General features: G+C 66.4%; 16 protein-coding genes and 1 tRNA gene. 7 read left to right on the plus strand and 10 right to left on the minus strand.

Translation table 11 applies throughout. From position 1 onward, the window contains the following. Positions 1-39 precede the first annotated feature (39 nt). The 3 genes from grxD to purL form a co-directional block, all read right to left on the minus strand. Positions 40-378, minus strand: coding sequence for a Grx4 family monothiol glutaredoxin (gene grxD / locus SLNSH_RS06000; protein WP_106335768.1), 339 nt, complete (start codon positions 376-378; stop codon positions 40-42). A 148-nt stretch (positions 379-526) separates the two neighbouring features. Next, entirely contained in the window at positions 527-763 is a 237-nt protein-coding gene (locus SLNSH_RS06005; RefSeq protein WP_106335769.1) for a BolA family protein, read from the minus strand. Positions 764-777: 14 nt separating this feature from the next. Then, positions 778-3,003, minus strand: coding sequence for a phosphoribosylformylglycinamidine synthase subunit PurL (purL, locus tag SLNSH_RS06010; protein ID WP_196240217.1), 2,226 nt, complete (start codon positions 3,001-3,003; stop codon positions 778-780). Between the two features lie 291 nt (positions 3,004-3,294). Between purL and SLNSH_RS06015 the strand changes: the two genes are divergently transcribed. After that, positions 3,295-4,521, plus strand: coding sequence for a vWA domain-containing protein (locus SLNSH_RS06015; RefSeq protein ID WP_106335770.1), 1,227 nt, complete (start codon positions 3,295-3,297; stop codon positions 4,519-4,521). Between the two features lie 67 nt (positions 4,522-4,588). On the opposite strand, the gene SLNSH_RS06020 is transcribed toward SLNSH_RS06015, so the two are convergent. From SLNSH_RS06020 to rplU, 4 genes are all read right to left on the minus strand, one after another. Continuing rightward, complete coding sequence (locus SLNSH_RS06020) at positions 4,589-5,122, minus strand: DUF3833 family protein (RefSeq protein ID WP_106335771.1); 534 nt, start codon at positions 5,120-5,122, stop codon at positions 4,589-4,591. Between the two features lie 122 nt (positions 5,123-5,244). After that, positions 5,245-5,886 (minus strand): GNAT family N-acetyltransferase, encoded by a 642-nt coding sequence (locus tag SLNSH_RS06025; RefSeq protein WP_106335772.1) that lies wholly within the window; start codon positions 5,884-5,886, stop codon positions 5,245-5,247. A gap of 194 nt (positions 5,887-6,080) precedes the next feature. Beyond that, the gene (gene rpmA, locus SLNSH_RS06030; RefSeq protein WP_106335773.1) at positions 6,081-6,347 is read right to left on the minus strand and encodes a 50S ribosomal protein L27; all 267 of its coding nucleotides are present in this window, start codon (positions 6,345-6,347) and stop codon (positions 6,081-6,083) included. A 115-nt stretch (positions 6,348-6,462) separates the two neighbouring features. Continuing rightward, a complete protein-coding gene (gene rplU / locus SLNSH_RS06035) occupies positions 6,463-6,867 on the minus strand; it encodes a 50S ribosomal protein L21 (RefSeq protein WP_106335774.1) in 405 nt (134 codons plus the stop codon). A gap of 350 nt (positions 6,868-7,217) precedes the next feature. Between rplU and SLNSH_RS06040 the strand changes: the two genes are divergently transcribed. Then, positions 7,218-7,307: transfer RNA gene (locus SLNSH_RS06040), tRNA-Ser, on the plus strand. Between the two features lie 594 nt (positions 7,308-7,901). On the opposite strand, the gene SLNSH_RS06045 is transcribed toward SLNSH_RS06040, so the two are convergent. Further along, complete coding sequence (locus SLNSH_RS06045; RefSeq protein WP_158266691.1) at positions 7,902-8,141, minus strand: hypothetical protein; 240 nt, start codon at positions 8,139-8,141, stop codon at positions 7,902-7,904. Positions 8,142-8,210: 69 nt separating this feature from the next. Next, positions 8,211-8,627 (minus strand): hypothetical protein, encoded by a 417-nt coding sequence (locus tag SLNSH_RS06050; RefSeq protein ID WP_106335776.1) that lies wholly within the window; start codon positions 8,625-8,627, stop codon positions 8,211-8,213. 175 nt (positions 8,628-8,802) lie between these two features. Here SLNSH_RS06050 and SLNSH_RS06055 point away from each other — a divergent pair, with 175 nt between their 5' ends. From SLNSH_RS06055 to SLNSH_RS06065, 3 genes are all read left to right on the plus strand, one after another. Beyond that, positions 8,803-9,354, plus strand: coding sequence for an ATP-dependent DNA ligase (locus tag SLNSH_RS06055; RefSeq protein WP_158266692.1), 552 nt, complete (start codon positions 8,803-8,805; stop codon positions 9,352-9,354). A gap of 168 nt (positions 9,355-9,522) precedes the next feature. Beyond that, positions 9,523-10,125, plus strand: coding sequence for a hypothetical protein (locus tag SLNSH_RS06060; protein ID WP_106335778.1), 603 nt, complete (start codon positions 9,523-9,525; stop codon positions 10,123-10,125). A gap of 65 nt (positions 10,126-10,190) precedes the next feature. Further along, a complete protein-coding gene (locus SLNSH_RS06065; protein ID WP_106335779.1) occupies positions 10,191-10,988 on the plus strand; it encodes a hypothetical protein in 798 nt (265 codons plus the stop codon). 111 nt (positions 10,989-11,099) lie between these two features. Here the strand turns inward: SLNSH_RS06065 and SLNSH_RS06070 are convergent, their stop codons facing one another. Continuing rightward, positions 11,100-12,152: a GAF domain-containing protein gene (locus tag SLNSH_RS06070; RefSeq protein WP_158266693.1), complete on the minus strand. Its 1,053-nt coding sequence runs from the start codon at positions 12,150-12,152 to the stop codon at positions 11,100-11,102. 283 nt (positions 12,153-12,435) lie between these two features. Here SLNSH_RS06070 and SLNSH_RS06075 point away from each other — a divergent pair, with 283 nt between their 5' ends. Together SLNSH_RS06075 and kaiC are read left to right on the plus strand one after the other, a co-directional pair. Then, positions 12,436-12,738 (plus strand): circadian clock KaiB family protein, encoded by a 303-nt coding sequence (locus SLNSH_RS06075; RefSeq protein WP_106335781.1) that lies wholly within the window; start codon positions 12,436-12,438, stop codon positions 12,736-12,738. Beyond that, positions 12,735-14,234 (plus strand): circadian clock protein KaiC, encoded by a 1,500-nt coding sequence (gene kaiC / locus SLNSH_RS06080; RefSeq protein WP_106335782.1) that lies wholly within the window; start codon positions 12,735-12,737, stop codon positions 14,232-14,234. Before SLNSH_RS06075 ends, kaiC begins: the two co-directional genes overlap by 4 nt. The last annotated feature ends 8 nt before the right edge of the window (positions 14,235-14,242 follow it).

Below are 14,242 nucleotides of genomic sequence, written 5' to 3' on the forward strand. Positions count from 1 at the left end.
TCCAAACGCAGCCGAGCGTGGAATGCGCTCGGAACCTGTTCAGGCGCCGGCGCCCTGCTTCACCGGGATGCCGTTGGCGGCGAGGTGCGACTGGAGCTCGCCGGACTGGAACATCTCGCGGACGATGTCGCAGCCGCCGATGAACTCGCCCTTCACGTAGAGCTGCGGAATCGTCGGCCAGTTGGCGTAGTCCTTGATGCCCTGGCGGATGGCCTCGTCCTCCAGGACGTTGACGCCCTTATACGGCACGCCGATGTAGTCGAGAATCTGCACGACCTGGCCCGAGAACCCGCACATGGGGAACTGGGGCGTGCCCTTCATGAAGAGGACGACGTCGTTGGAGGTGACCTCGTTCTTGATGGTGTCCTGGATGCTCATGGTCCGGTCCTTCCTCGTGCGCGGTCAAGGCGCGCCGTTGCGGATTTGTGATCGTCCTTTGCGAGGAGCGGAGCGACGAAGCAATCCAGAGGCGCAGCGCGGAGGGTCCGGATTGCTTCGCTTCGCTCGCAATGACGGTCGTAGGTCCTTACTCTTGCGGCGCTGACGTGGTCAGCGCAAGCGCGTGCAGCACGCCGCCCATGTTGCCCTTGAGGGCCCCGTAGACCAGCTGGTGCTGCTGCACCCGCGTCTTCCCCTTGAAGGCGGAAGACACCACCGTGGCGGCGTAGTGGTCGCCGTCGCCGGCGAGGTCGCGGATCTCGACCTTGGCGTCCGGCAGGGCTTCCTTGATGAGGCGCTCAATCTCGCGCGCGTCCATGGCCATGGGGGATGTCTCCGTCAGGCCGCTTCGGCCGTGGTGGGGTGGCCCGCCATGTAGTTCGGCAGCCACGACTCGTGCGCCGACCGCAAGGCCTGGACCGATATGGGCTTCTCGCCCGGCAGAATCAACGCGTCGCCGCCCGTCACGCCGATGCGCTGGACGGGGACGCCAGCCGCCTTCGCCTGGGCCAGCACCGCGTCGGCCTGGTCGGGCTTCACGGCCAGCAGGTAGCGCGCCTGATCCTCACCGAAGAGGACGGCGTGGGCCGGTCCGGCCGGAAGGGCGTCGACAGTGGCGCCCACGCCCTTGGCCATCGCCATCTCGGCCAAGGCCACGGCGAGGCCACCGTCGGAGAGGTCGTGAACGGTGCGGACGCCCCAGTTGCGGATCAGGCCGCGGACGAAATCGCCGTTGCGTTTCTCGGCGGCGAGGTCCACCGGGGGAGGCGCGCCTTCCTCGCGGCCGGCCACATCGCGCAGCCACACGGACTGGCCAATCCAGCCGGCGGTCTCGCCCACCAGCAGGATGGCCTCGCCGGCGGCCTTGAAGCCGACTGAGGCGTTGACGGTGACGTCGTCCAGCAGGCCGACGCCGCCGATCGTGGGGGTCGGCAGGATGCCACGGCCGTTGGTCTCGTTGTAGAGCGACACGTTGCCGGACACGACCGGGAAGTCGAGCGCCTTGCAGGCCTCGCCGATGCCGCGGATGCAGCCGACGAACTGGCCCATGGCGTCCGGCCGCTCGGGATTGCCGAAGTTCAGGTTGTCCGTGATGGCGAGCGGCTGGCCGCCCACGGCCGTGATGTTGCGCCAGGCTTCCGCGACGGCCTGCTTTCCGCCTTCGACCGGATCGGCCTCGCAATAGCGCGGCGTGACGTCCGAGGTGAGGGCCAGGCCCTTGGGTCCGTCCAGCACGCGCACAACCGCGGCGTCGCCGCCAGGCTGCTGCACGGTGTTGCCGCCGATCAGGTGGTCGTACTGCTCCCAGACCCAGCGCTTGGAGCAGAGGTCCGGCGATCCGACCAGCTTCAGAAGCGCGTCCGCGTTCGACATGGGGGCCGAGACGCTCTCGGCCGCGACCGTCGGCTGGTAGGTGTTGGCGATGTGGGGCCGGTCGTAGACCGGGGCCTCGTCGCCCAACTCCTTGATGGGGAGATCGGCCATCACCTCGCCGCCGTGCTTCACGACGAAGCGGAGCGTGTCGGTGGTCTTGCCGATCACCGCGAAGTCCAGCCCCCACTTCACGAAGATGGCCTTGGCCTGCTCCTCCTTGGCGGGGTCGAGCACCATGAGCATGCGCTCCTGGCTCTCGGAGAGCATCATCTCGTAGGCCGACATGCCGGGTTCGCGGCAGGGCACCTCGTCCAGGTCCAGCTCGACGCCCAGGTCGCCCTTGGCGCCCATCTCGACGGCCGAGCAGGTGAGGCCGGCCGCGCCCATGTCCTGGATGGCGATGACCGAGCCCGTCTGCATGAGCTCCAGGCAGGCCTCCAGCAGCAGCTTCTCGGCGAAGGGGTCGCCGACCTGCACGGTGGGGCGCTTCTCCTCCGACTTGTCGTCGAATTCGGCCGAGGCCATCGTCGCGCCATGGATGCCGTCGCGGCCGGTCTTGGAGCCGAGATAGACGATCGGATTCCCCACCCCGGTGGCGGCGGCGTAGAAGATCTCGTCCGCCTTGGCGATGCCGACCGCCATGGCGTTGACCAGGATGTTGCCGTCGTAGCGGGTGTGGAAGCCCATCTGGCCGCCCACCGTGGGCACGCCGAAGGAGTTGCCGTAGCCGGCGATGCCAGCCACCACGCCCGCCACCAGGTGGCGGGTCTTGGGATGCGACGGGTCGCCGAAGCGCAGCGCGTTAAGGCAGGCAATGGGCCGGGCGCCCATGGTGAAGACGTCGCGCAGGATGCCGCCCACGCCGGTGGTCGCGCCCTGGTAGGGCTCGATGTAGCTTGGGTGGTTGTGGCTCTCCATCTTGAACACGCAGGCCAACCCATCGCCGATGTCGATGACCCCGGCGTTCTCTCCCGGTCCCTGGATCACCCACGGGGCCTTGGTGGGCAGCGTCTTCAGATGGAGGCGCGACGACTTGTAGGAGCAGTGCTCGTTCCACATGGCCGAGAAGATGCCGAGCTCCGTGATGGTCGGCTCGCGGCCGATCAGCTTCAGGATGCGCTCGTACTCGTCGGGCTTCAGGCCATGCTCGGCCACGAGTTCGGGGGTGATCTTGACGCTGTTGGGGATCACGGTCGCCCTCTCTCGGTCAGGGGTCGGCGGCAAGCGGCGCCGGGCCCGGGCAGGCCCGTCCGCGTTTCGCCCTTCGCATAAAGGCCCCCACGCGCCAAGGCAATCCGCAACCGTACCCACCTCGGTGCAGGCGTCCTGTTTCGGGACAAGGGGAAGGCTCCTGCTGAAAGCCTGACCACGCGGGATGCTGCAAGCTAGGGTTGTGATCCAGGTTGACGCACTTCTCGGACACGCAACCTGTGGCCTCGAATTTGAAATCTGGAGTTGCAGCATCCCCGTGAGGCCGCTGCGATGTCCATTCTGAAACGCTTCGCTTCCGAAACCCGTGGCGCCGTCGCCCCCATCTTCGCCGTCGCCACCCTGCCGATGCTGCTCGCCGTGGGGTCGGCGGTCGACTACGACCGCGCCACGGCCATGCGGGCCCGCATTCAGGCCGCCGCGGACGCCACGGCGCTCGCCATGGCGCGCCAGGCGGGCGACCTCAGCGACGCGGACCTGCAGACCAAGGGCGCCAGCTACTTCGAGGGCGCGCTCGCGGCTGCGTGGACGGACGCCGGCGCGAACCGCGTCTCGCAGGGCTTCGTGCGCACGGCGCTCGCGATCACCAAGACGGCCGACAAAAAGGTCGTCGTGGACGTGCGCGGCGCCTACCCGACCACCTTCATGCGCATGGCCGGCAAGGCCCAGATGGACATCGCCGCCTCCGGCCAGGCCGCCTGGGGCGTGCGCAAGATCGAGGTCGCCCTGGTGCTCGACAACACGGGCTCAATGGCGAGTTCCAACAAGATCACCGAGTTGAAGAAGGCGGCCAAGAACCTGGTCACGACGCTCGAGGGCGTCGCGAAGGAGCCGGATCAGGTCAAGATCGCGCTGGTGCCATTCAACACGCAGGTGCACGTCGATACCGCGTGGAAGAACGAGACCTGGCTCGATTTCTCCACCTTCGGGGTGAACAAGTCGGCCTGGGACGGCTGCATCGCCGACCGCAACAGCGGCTATGACACCAACGACAACCCGCTCGCCAAGTACCCCGCCGTGAAGTCCTGCCAGTGGGGCACCGCGCTCGCCCTGGTGAAGCCGCTCTCGACGGATTTCGCAGCCATGCGCACTGCGATCGACTCCATGAACGCGGTGGGCAACACCAACATCACCATCGGGCTCGCCTGGGGGCTGGCGGCCCTGTCGCCCGGGGCGCCGCTCACCGGCGGGGCGGCGTTTGGCAGCGCGGACGTGGAGAAGTTCATGATCCTGCTGACGGACGGCGACAACACGCAGAACCGCTTCGGCGACACCGTCTACCAGATGGACCAGCGCACCAAGACGGCGTGCGACGAGGTGAAGAAGTCCAGCAACGGGATCACCCTCTACACGGTGCGTGTGATCAATGGCAACGCCACGCTGCTGAAGAGCTGCGCGAGCGACTCCTCTAAGTATTTCGATGTCACGTCGGCAAGCCAGCTCGACGGCGTCTTCAAGAAGATCGCCAGCGACATCACGTCCATCCGCCTCACCATGTAACTGCGTATCGGTGGGGAGGATCGCGGCCCCGGCCTGCATGCCGGGGCCGCAGTCGTTCTCGTAGCTCTCAGCGCGCGCGACGTATGCGCAATTCGGCCTTGCCCACGGGGAAGAACAGCCAGGACAGGTCGGCCGTATTGATCACCGCGCGTGGTCCCGTCTTGCGGAGCAGGTCTGCAAAGCGGATGTCGTAGCTCGAGCCGGCGGCCGTCCTCACCCGCGCCGTATAGGAGAGTTTCACGGCGTCGCCGTCCTGGCGGACATCAGCCGTTCCGATCACATCCTCGCGGGTCCCGACATAAACGCCGTCTCCCGTCTTGGTGAACCGCCACGTCTTGCGGTCGCGCTCCCCGTCGGAATAGACAAAGTCTTCGCGCAGCGTCAGCGTCCGCCCATCCCAGCGGCCGCGCATGGCTACTTCGATGCCTCGCCGCGAACCGTCGCGCGTGTTGAAGAAGACGCCTTCCGCCCGCAGCGGGCCGCGAAAAAAATCCTCCAGCACCAGCTTCGATGGGTACGGGCGGACCTGCACGGCCGCAGCAGAAGACCCCTGGACGGAAACGGCCAGCGCCAAGCCAGCTAGACAGAAACGGGCAACCATGAAGCCTCCGGGCAGTCACTCCCCCGGGAAGCCTACGGCTCAGTCCGCGTCCCGGACCACGATCCGTCGCCCTAGTCGCTGCGGCGAAGCGCCCCCGGCGAGCCGGGGGCATCGGTCATGGCTCAGACGCAGCCAGCGGGCTCGAGTCCGAAGCTCGGCTCAGGTTCGCCCCGCTGGAAACGCGGCTCGCCCCAGCCCTTCAGGCTGCGCCAAACCTTCCGATCGAGCCGGAACCGGTCCACCGGGAACAGGCCGCCGCGGGCCTTCATCTCCACCAGCCCGGAGCTCTCGTAGGAGAAGCCGGCCTTGCGCAGCACGCGCTGGGAGCCCGGGTTGATCACGCGGACCTGGGCGGTGACGGCCTCTGTCTTCGTCAGGCTGAAGACGGTGTCCACCACCGGCTGGACCGCCTCCGTGGCGTAGCCCTTGCTCCAGTGCTCCACCGCGAAGGCGTAGCCGAGCACGACCGTGTCGTCGGGCTCCCACTTCACCGAGACGAAGCCGACCGGCTCACGGTAGCCACGGTTCAGCGTGGCGAGCAGCGTGAGCTGCGACCCGGCCGCGTTGCGCGTGCGCGCGTCCAGGATCCAGGCGTCGGCAGCGCCGGCGGGGTAGGGATGCGGGATATTGGCCGTCATGTCCGCCACCTCTTTGCGGGCGGCGATTCGGGCTACGGCTTGCGCATCGTTCGCCCGTGGCCAGCGCAGCCACAGGCGGCGCGTTTCGAGCCTGAAAACGTCGTCGCGGGTGATCTCTGGGAACATGACCGAGCCTCCGGTCCGAGGGAGAGTCACGGTGAATCGTGACCCGGATACGACGAAGGGGAAGCGGTTTCCCACTTCCCCGGTCGATTCCCAGGATTTCTCCTGGCTCTCTCGGACTTGGCTCGCTTATCGCGACTTGGGGTCCGCCGGGTCTCGTGGGAGCCGGCGGAGGTCCTTCGTCCTGACCTGCGCCGTTATTCAGCAGCCTCTTGGGCTCGTACGACCACAAAGGTTCGGTCGTTGGCTTTGGCGTGGAACTCGACCACGCCGGCGGCCGTCGCAAAAAGCGTATGGTCTTTGCCGATGCCGACATTGGCGCCGGGATGCATCTTCGTCCCGCGCTGACGCACGATGATGTTGCCGGGAATCACGCGCTCCCCGCCGAACTTCTTCACGCCAAGGCGGCGGCCAGCCGAATCGCGCCCGTTGCGCGAGGAACCGCCTGCTTTCTTGTGAGCCATGATGGTGCTCCGTAACCGTTGCGGGCCTTATACCCGAAAAATTCCGCTGCGTCAGGCCCTGCGGGCCCGACCGTCTCATCCGTTGCGCGCGAGCCCTCCGGGGAGGGCGTTCGCATCAGGCCTGGGCCGCCTCGGCGGCGTCGCCCTCGGCCTTCTTGGCCCGGGGAGCGCGCTTTGGCTTGGCCTCGCCCTCGGCGGCCTTCGCGGACGGCTTCGCGCCGCCGGTGAGGATCTCAGTGATCCGCACGACCGTCAGTTCCTGACGGTGCCCGCGCTTGCGCTTCGAGTTCTGGCGGCGGCGCTTCTTGAACGAGATCGTCTTCGGGCCGCGGGTCTGCTCGACCACCTCGCCCGCCACAGAGGCGCCCGCCACGACGGGGGCGCCGACCTCGTCGCCGACCATCAGAACCTGGTCGAATGCGACGATCTCGCCCGCCTGCGTGGGGAGCTTCTCGATGGTGATGACGTCGTTGGCGGCAACCTTGTACTGCTTGCCGCCGGTCTTGATGACTGCGAACATCTGTTTGTCCTCGTGTTCGTCCGGCTCTGCCCGCCCCAGGGGCGAACGGCCGTCTTTTTGGCAGTTGCGATCCGGCGTGGATCCCGCGCAGGCTTCCGGGTAGGCGCCAGCACGAAGCCGCGCGCCGACCCTTCGGCCCGCGCGCGAAGCGGCTTCCATAAAAGGGGGGCGGGGGCAAGTCAAGGGAAACGGCGCACGCGAAGCCGCCATCGCACGCTCGCGCGTGTCGTGACCGACTGCTTTCCCCGTCCCTGGCGCTTGTGGATCCACGAAGCCCATGCTATTGGCCCCGCCAACCACCGGGGCGCCCGCCCCGCGGCGCAGCCCCCCGCGGCCGCGCCTCAGTCTGCGGAGAGGTGGCAGAGTGGTTGAATGCACCGCACTCGAAATGCGGCATAGGGGCAACCCTATCGGGAGTTCGAATCTCCCCCTCTCCGCCAATTTCTATTAGTTTTCAATTTGTTAGTCGCCCGGGATGAGGCGGGCCCCACTTCCGGCCCCACTTCCGCCGGGACGGCCCGAACTCCATCGCGGTCAAGGTGGCTCCGCGCCGATCCCGACCCCTGAGGCCCGCTAGCGCGGGAGGAGTTCCGCGAGGAACCCGCATCGGATGGATTTCGAGCAGTTGCTCTCACCGACAGGCTTCGGGCCGCCCATGGCCGAGCGACCGCGCCGATCCCGTTTAGACCGGGGGCTGGGCGGGTCCTAGGGCTTGCTCGCTTGCCTGTGGGCGCCGGGGAAAGGCGGCAGGGCCCCCAGCCTTCGAAGCGGCGGCGGAACTCCGCCTCTGAGATTGTCTCGATGGCTTCCATTAGCCCGAGCGACAAGCGGCTCCAGGGAAGGCCTGGCTGGGGGGATCACGTACACAGACCCAGGCAGCACTTATACCGGGGCGATCGAGCCAAACAAAAAAAAAGTCCGTGCAAGCTCCGCTCGTGGGGAGCTTCACGCGCCCGGCTCGGTTCAAGGTCTCATTTGACGCGTTGCGGTGCTAGCGAGGGCCGCTACCAACAGTTCGTTTGCGTACTTGGCAGTCATCGGAAGGTGTCCACCCAGCCGTCGCACATCCATTGACCCCACGGCCGAATGCCGCCCGGGTTCGGAGGCTCGCCGCAGCGCCTGCAGACGAGCCGCTCTGCCACCTCGTGGAAGGTCTCCTCCGGCGCGGCGTCCAGCATGCGCCAAGGCACCACGACGCGCACGCCGCAGCACTCGTATTCGGCGTGGGAAAGGCCGTCTCGCTCCAGGCCGGCGATGGTCATATCGGGGAACATCGAGAGAACATACGGAGACCTCGGGCATGCGCCAGATCAGTTTCCGCGCATCCCCGTTCTCCACAGCCACTAGGGCATAAGCTCTATTCCGGCGGCTCGATAGATTGCCTCGGGATCCGGCCGGTTGCTCGGAACGAGCTTCCGATCCTCATGCTTCAGGATCCAGGCGATCTGGGCGGTTTTCAAGATTTCGGCGATCTGGGCAACAGTGGGCGCCTCCAGGGCCAGAAGCGCTTTGACGATATCCGCTGCCGGGACGACGTGCTCCCAGTGGTAGATCGCGCGCTCGGGATCCTTCATGGCCCCGGTCTGGTCAAGCCAGTGGTAATGGCGCAGGGCCCCGATGCCGTCTTCATCGGCTTGAGCCTGGGCGGCCCGGGAGACGCGCGGAACGACGAAACGCTCCAGGTCTCGGGCGGCGTGCTTCAGCACGAAATAGAAGTGCTCCTGCACGGGGGCTGGAGAGGAACGATAGGCGCCCACCATTGCCGCGATCGCTGGAGCGATCAAAGGGGCCGCCTCGTCGGAGGACAGTTAGCCAGCAATCCTGAATACCCGATTGATGGAGCCGATCCGGCACGCTCGGCGTGAGGGCTGAATGCCGTTCCGCCCGCGTCCCCTGGCCCGTGATCGCAGGACCCCCGAGGGGTTCATCCCGCCCATGCTGGCCACGCCGTCTCAGGTGATCCCGACGGGGCGCGGCTGGCTCTACCAAGTGAAGCACGACGGCTACCGCATGCAGGCCCACTGGCGCGAAGGCAACGTGCACCTGTGGAGCCGCAACGGCCTGTCCTGGTATGAGCGCCTGCCACGTATCGCAGAGGGGCTGCAAGGGCTTCGCTGCGCCTCCTGCATTTTGGACGGCGAAGCGGTGATCCAACGTCCGGATGGGCGGGATGACTTCCACGCGCAGCGGTCGAAGCAGGCGGGCCTCCACGCCGTCCTGATGGCCTTCGACCTGCTTGAGTTGGATGGGCGCGACCTGGGGCTCCTACCGCTCGTCGAGCGCCGCCACGAACTGGCCAGGCTGCTGGCGGCGCGCACCGACGGTGTCGCGCTCGTGGACGCCCTGGACGAACAAGGGCCGGACCTGTTCCGCCACGCGTGCGAACTCGGCCTGGAGGGGCTGGTCTGCAAACGCAAGGACAGCCTTTATCGCTCCGGATCGTCGCTCGCCTGGCTCAAGGCGAAGTGTCCGAATTACCTTCGCTAGCTCGACCTGCTGCTTGTAGATCGCGCGCGACTTCCCACCTCTAGCTCAGCATCAGGAAGACGGCCCCGCCGTCGCCAGCCGATCCCGCCCGGACACGGTGGTTCTGCGTAAGCAGGATGCGGCCCCCAGGGCAAACACTCGGGCCGCGTCCTCCACTGGAGGAGCAGCATGCCGTTCACCCGCCGCAGATTTCTCGCCCAGCTTGCGCTGGCTGCATTCGGAGTGCCGTCGGTTCGCGACCTTGCCCGCAAGATCGAGGACGCGGGGCGGCCCCTGCTGCTGGAGCCTCCTGCCGCGAGCCAAGACTTGCACATTTATGACGGGGGGTACGTTACGCTCGGGCCCGAGTACCAAGCCAGCCTGAACTACCGCCCGACCTGGCGCGAGATCCTCAAGCTAGAAGGCGTGAACGTGGACGACCCTGTCGAACTGACAACTGCGATGAACCGTCGTGCCATGGAAGTAGAGGAACTGGAAGCCCCCGTTTCCGACGTCTGCTGGCCCATGGTGGAAGGCTCGTTGTGGTGCCCGGCGGCCAGGGCGGCGAATTTGCTCTCCCGCCTCGACTTAGGGTCGAAGCTCAGTGGACTTGGCGCGGCTGGGCGGATCGAGTTCCACGAGGGCGACAACCATCCGGGAAGCACTGACACGTGGGCCGTGGTGCCAGACGACCTCTCGGCGTCGCTCCTACAAGCTCGGCTGATCGAGCTGCGGCAGCCGCTGCGGGTAGTGATCGAGGCCGACCAAGGGACCATTATCGCGCTGGACTGATGCTCACACTTGCGGATCAGCATCTGGTTGTATGAATGTGCTCAGGTTACTACCGAGTGCCGCAAATGCACAAAGCGTTCGTCCCGTTCGTCTTCACAGAGATCGCGATCACGCGGCGTCAACTCGACGCAATACCAAAACACCACCGGGAGATGTTCCTCGCCTCCTGTCTAGCCGCGAATGACATCGGCGCGACCTGGCGAATGCTGCTTCAGGCGCGCTCGGAGGCAACATCTTCGTTGATAAAGCTGATTACATCACAGGTATATATCAGCTTGGCCAGGAACTTGTCTTCGCAGTGTGTCGAGTTCCTCAAGTCCCTCGTCAGCTACGGGGATAAGTTGAACCGGGCAGAGGACCAACTGATTAAGGCGCGGGTCGCGCAAATTCTTGAAAAGTACCGGCGCGGCGACCTGCATGACCTGGCGGTGCGGCTGCGGCATGAGATGACCAATCACTATTCGCGAGCGGGCGTCGGCCGTCACGTCGAACGCTTCCCGCCCGAGCACGTTTTCAGGATTGTTCTCCACGACCTGGTTGGAAATTCAAATTACATGATCGGGGAGGAAGTCGGCGTGTTCGGGCTGATCAGGGAAAAGGGGGAGCGCGACTTCGATGCGCTCGTGCAGTGGGCTCACGAATGCTCAGGCGAGCTGATGGACTTCCAACAGGCTCTCGCGATCGACCTTTTCGAGCGTTTCGTCCCGGATCTCGAAGCATGCAAGCGCGAAGTACCGGTCGAGAGCGACTTGGTCTTCGGGGCCGACCGCCGCCTTCCCCTCTTCTTCAGAGTCGATCGTGCAAAACATTCTTCAAGCGATGGCCGCTTTCGGGGCAGCACGCGTCAGCGCCGGAGCAAGTGACCTTGTCGTGGCTTTGTCCTCGACTTGTCGCTGATTAGGATCCGAAAAGGAGGGGATGGCCTTGCGCGCGAGCAGCAACCGTCGTGCCTCGGGATGTCTTCCGGCCCCTGGCTATTGGGCGGGAAATTCGAGGCTGCACGTAAACCCATTAGGTGCAACGGTGCGGTTGATGCGCCCACCTAGCTCCGACTGCACAACGCGGTCGATGAAGCCACCCACTTGGCCGGACGGATCGGGCGCTACGGACCCGCCGCCGGTCGTCTCTCGCCACTCCAGTACGATGTGATCACCATCGACCTCCCACTCTAGCTGAAGCCGACCCTCTGGTGTAGACAGGGCGCCGCGCTGCAGGGATTCGGCCGCGAGTTCATTGAGAATGATGCCGACTGCCGCCGCCTGCCGTGGCGGCACTAGGATGGGGTGCCCTGAAAGCGCGACTCGGCCGGACGAGCCGGGCTCGTAGGCTCCGAGTTCGGCCTCGGCCAAGGCCCCAATGTTCACGTTCCCGGCTGATGTCTGTTGGAGCTCCTGAGCGCGCGCGATCGCGGCGATGCGGGCGTTGAGCTGGTGGGCGTGCTCGGCAGGAAGCTCGCTGGTGGCCAGCGCCCCGAGGGCGGCCATGGCGTTCCTGAGCCGTTGGCGCAATTCGTCGCGAGCCAGCGCCGCTTCAGTGAGCGCACGGGAGAGTTCGTTCAGAAGGCGTTGCTTGTCGATCGCCAACCCTGCCGCCCGGGCGAGGGTCTCCAGTGCGCCGATCTCACGGGCGCTCGGCTTGCGCGGCCGGGCCCAGTAGGCGCCGAGTGCTCCAATGGGGTCGTCCGGACGGACGGGCGCTATGGCCAGGCTTCGCACGAACCGCCCGCGGTAGAACTCCTGAGGGACCCTTTCGTCGACGGCGACGTCCGGGATGACCACCGTGCGCCGGTTGAGCATGGCCCAGCCGCTCACACACGCCTCCATGAGGAAGCTTTGTCCCTTCCAGAGCGGGCCGACGGCGTCCTCCTCGAGATAGACGCATCGATCCTCGTCTCGCATGACGACGGCGATCCCGTCGGCGCCCACGACTTGGCGGCACGTCGACCTCAGGATCTCGGTAACGGCGTCGAGGTCGGGCGCGAGCGCCAGCCGCTCCAGAGCGCCAACCAGGGCCTTCGAGCCTGACATGCGCGTCTTTCCGACCCGTGATTGTTCCTCAGCCATGCGAACCCCATGCCAGAAGCGGGCCCGGTGGCCTACCGGCGTCCGCGAAGTCTACCCTAGCTGTCCGCCCGCCTCCGTCCATGGCGCGGCTTCTTTCTGCACCCTGCGCGGGTAGGACGAACGAAACGACGACGCGGGATAACGCTCGGTTCGCACTCGGGTTGTGTAGGGTTTCGGACAGTCGCTCGCCAGTCCACGGGATAAGGGTGCAGCCCTCGAGCCGATTGGGCCGGGTGCGGAGGTGACGGTGACCGATTCGGTCGAACGGCCACGGCGGGTACTTCGGCTCTACGTTGCCGGCCATAACGCCGCAGCGCAGCGGGCGCGCGAGAACCGTCTGCGGCTGCTGGCCGCCTCGCACGCCATCGCCGAGATCGAGGTCGTCGATGTCCTCGAACAGCCGGGACTCGCCGAAGCCGCGGGCATACTGGCGACGCCAACCCTTTCCGACGAGACCCGTCACCCGCCCAGGCGAATCGTGGGTGACCTCAGTGACCATGCCAGGGTGCTGAGCTTCCTCGCCATCCGGTCAGAAGAGGAGAAGCGATGAGCGGCCCGGGACCATTGATCACGCCGACGCTCGAACGCGTTCAGACCGGCGTCGAGGCGTTCGACGAGTTGGTCATGGGAGGGCTGCCCCGCGGAAGGACCACCGTGGTTGGCGGCACCCCGGGCAGCGGCAAGACCGTGTTCGCCACGCAGTTCCTGGCCCACGGCATCGCCCACGACGACGAAGCCGGCGTCTTCGTCACGTTCGAGGAGTCGCCCGCCGATATCGAGGCCAACCTGTCAGGCTTCGGCTGGGATCTTGCTGGCTGGCGGGAGGCCGGGCGGCTCGCGTTCGTCGACGCGAGCCCGAACGACAGCGACGAGATGGTGGTCGGCGACTTCGATCTTTCGGCGTTGTTGGCGCGCGTCCTGCACGCGGTGGACGCGGTCGGCGCCAAGCGGGTCGTCCTGGACTCGCTCGCCCAGCTGTTCGATCACTTCATCGCCGACCAGACCCTTGTGCGACGTGAGCTGTTTCGCATCAGCTCCGCTCTCAAGCAGGCCGGCCTCACGGTCCTCATGACAGCGGAGCGCAACAGCGAATACGGCGAGATCACGCGTCATCGCTTCGAGGAGTTCGTCGCCGACAGCGTGGTGATCCTCAGGAACGTGCTGGGGCGCGAGCGGCGGCGCCGCACGATCGAAGTGCTGAAGATGCGCGGCAGTCGCCACGTGGAGGGCGAGGCGCCATTCACCATGCTGGCGGGGCGCGGAATCGTGGCCGTGCCGCTGTCTTCGCTGAGGCTCGAGCAGCATTCCAGCAGCAAGCGGGTGACCAGCGGCAACGCGGAGCTCGACGCCATGTGCGGCGGCGGCTTCTTTCGCGACAGCGTCACCCTGGTGAGCGGGGCCACGGGCACCGGCAAGACACTGCTCGTGACCAACTATCTCGCGGGCGGCGTCAAGGCGGGCGAGCGCGCGCTGCTGATGGGCTTCGAGGAGAGCCGTGGCCAGCTGTTCCGCAACGCCGGCAGTTGGGGCGTGGATCTGGAGGCCATGGAGGCGCAGGGCTCCCTGAAGGTGGTTTGCCTCTATCCGGAAGCACAGAGCCTGCCGGACCACCTGCTGACGATCCAGGGCCTGATCGAAGAGTTCGGGCCTGACCGCATCGCGGTGGACAGCCTCTCGGCGCTGGAGCGCATCGCGCCCGAATCCGGCTTCCGCGAGTTCCTCATCAGCCTGACGTCCTACATCAAGAAGCACGAGATAGCCGCCCTGTGCACCGCCACGAGCAAGTCGCTCGTCGGGGGGCAGAGCGCGAGCGAGCAGCACATCTCCACCCTCACGGACTCCATCATCCTGCTGCGCTACGTCCAGCAGCAGCACGCCATGAACAGGGGCCTGATGATCCTGAAGATGCGTGGCAGCGAGCACTCCAAGGATATCAGGGAGTTCGCGATCGACGGCCAGGGCATGCACCTCGGAGTCGCGGTGAGCAGCGCTCCAAACGTGTTCGGGGATCCCGCACAGGACGATCCCGGTCCCGCCTCGTCCTGAGCGCGCGC

It is taken from the genome of Alsobacter soli, assembly GCF_003004785.1.
In the GTDB taxonomy this organism is placed as follows: domain Bacteria; phylum Pseudomonadota; class Alphaproteobacteria; order Rhizobiales; family Beijerinckiaceae; genus Alsobacter; species Alsobacter soli.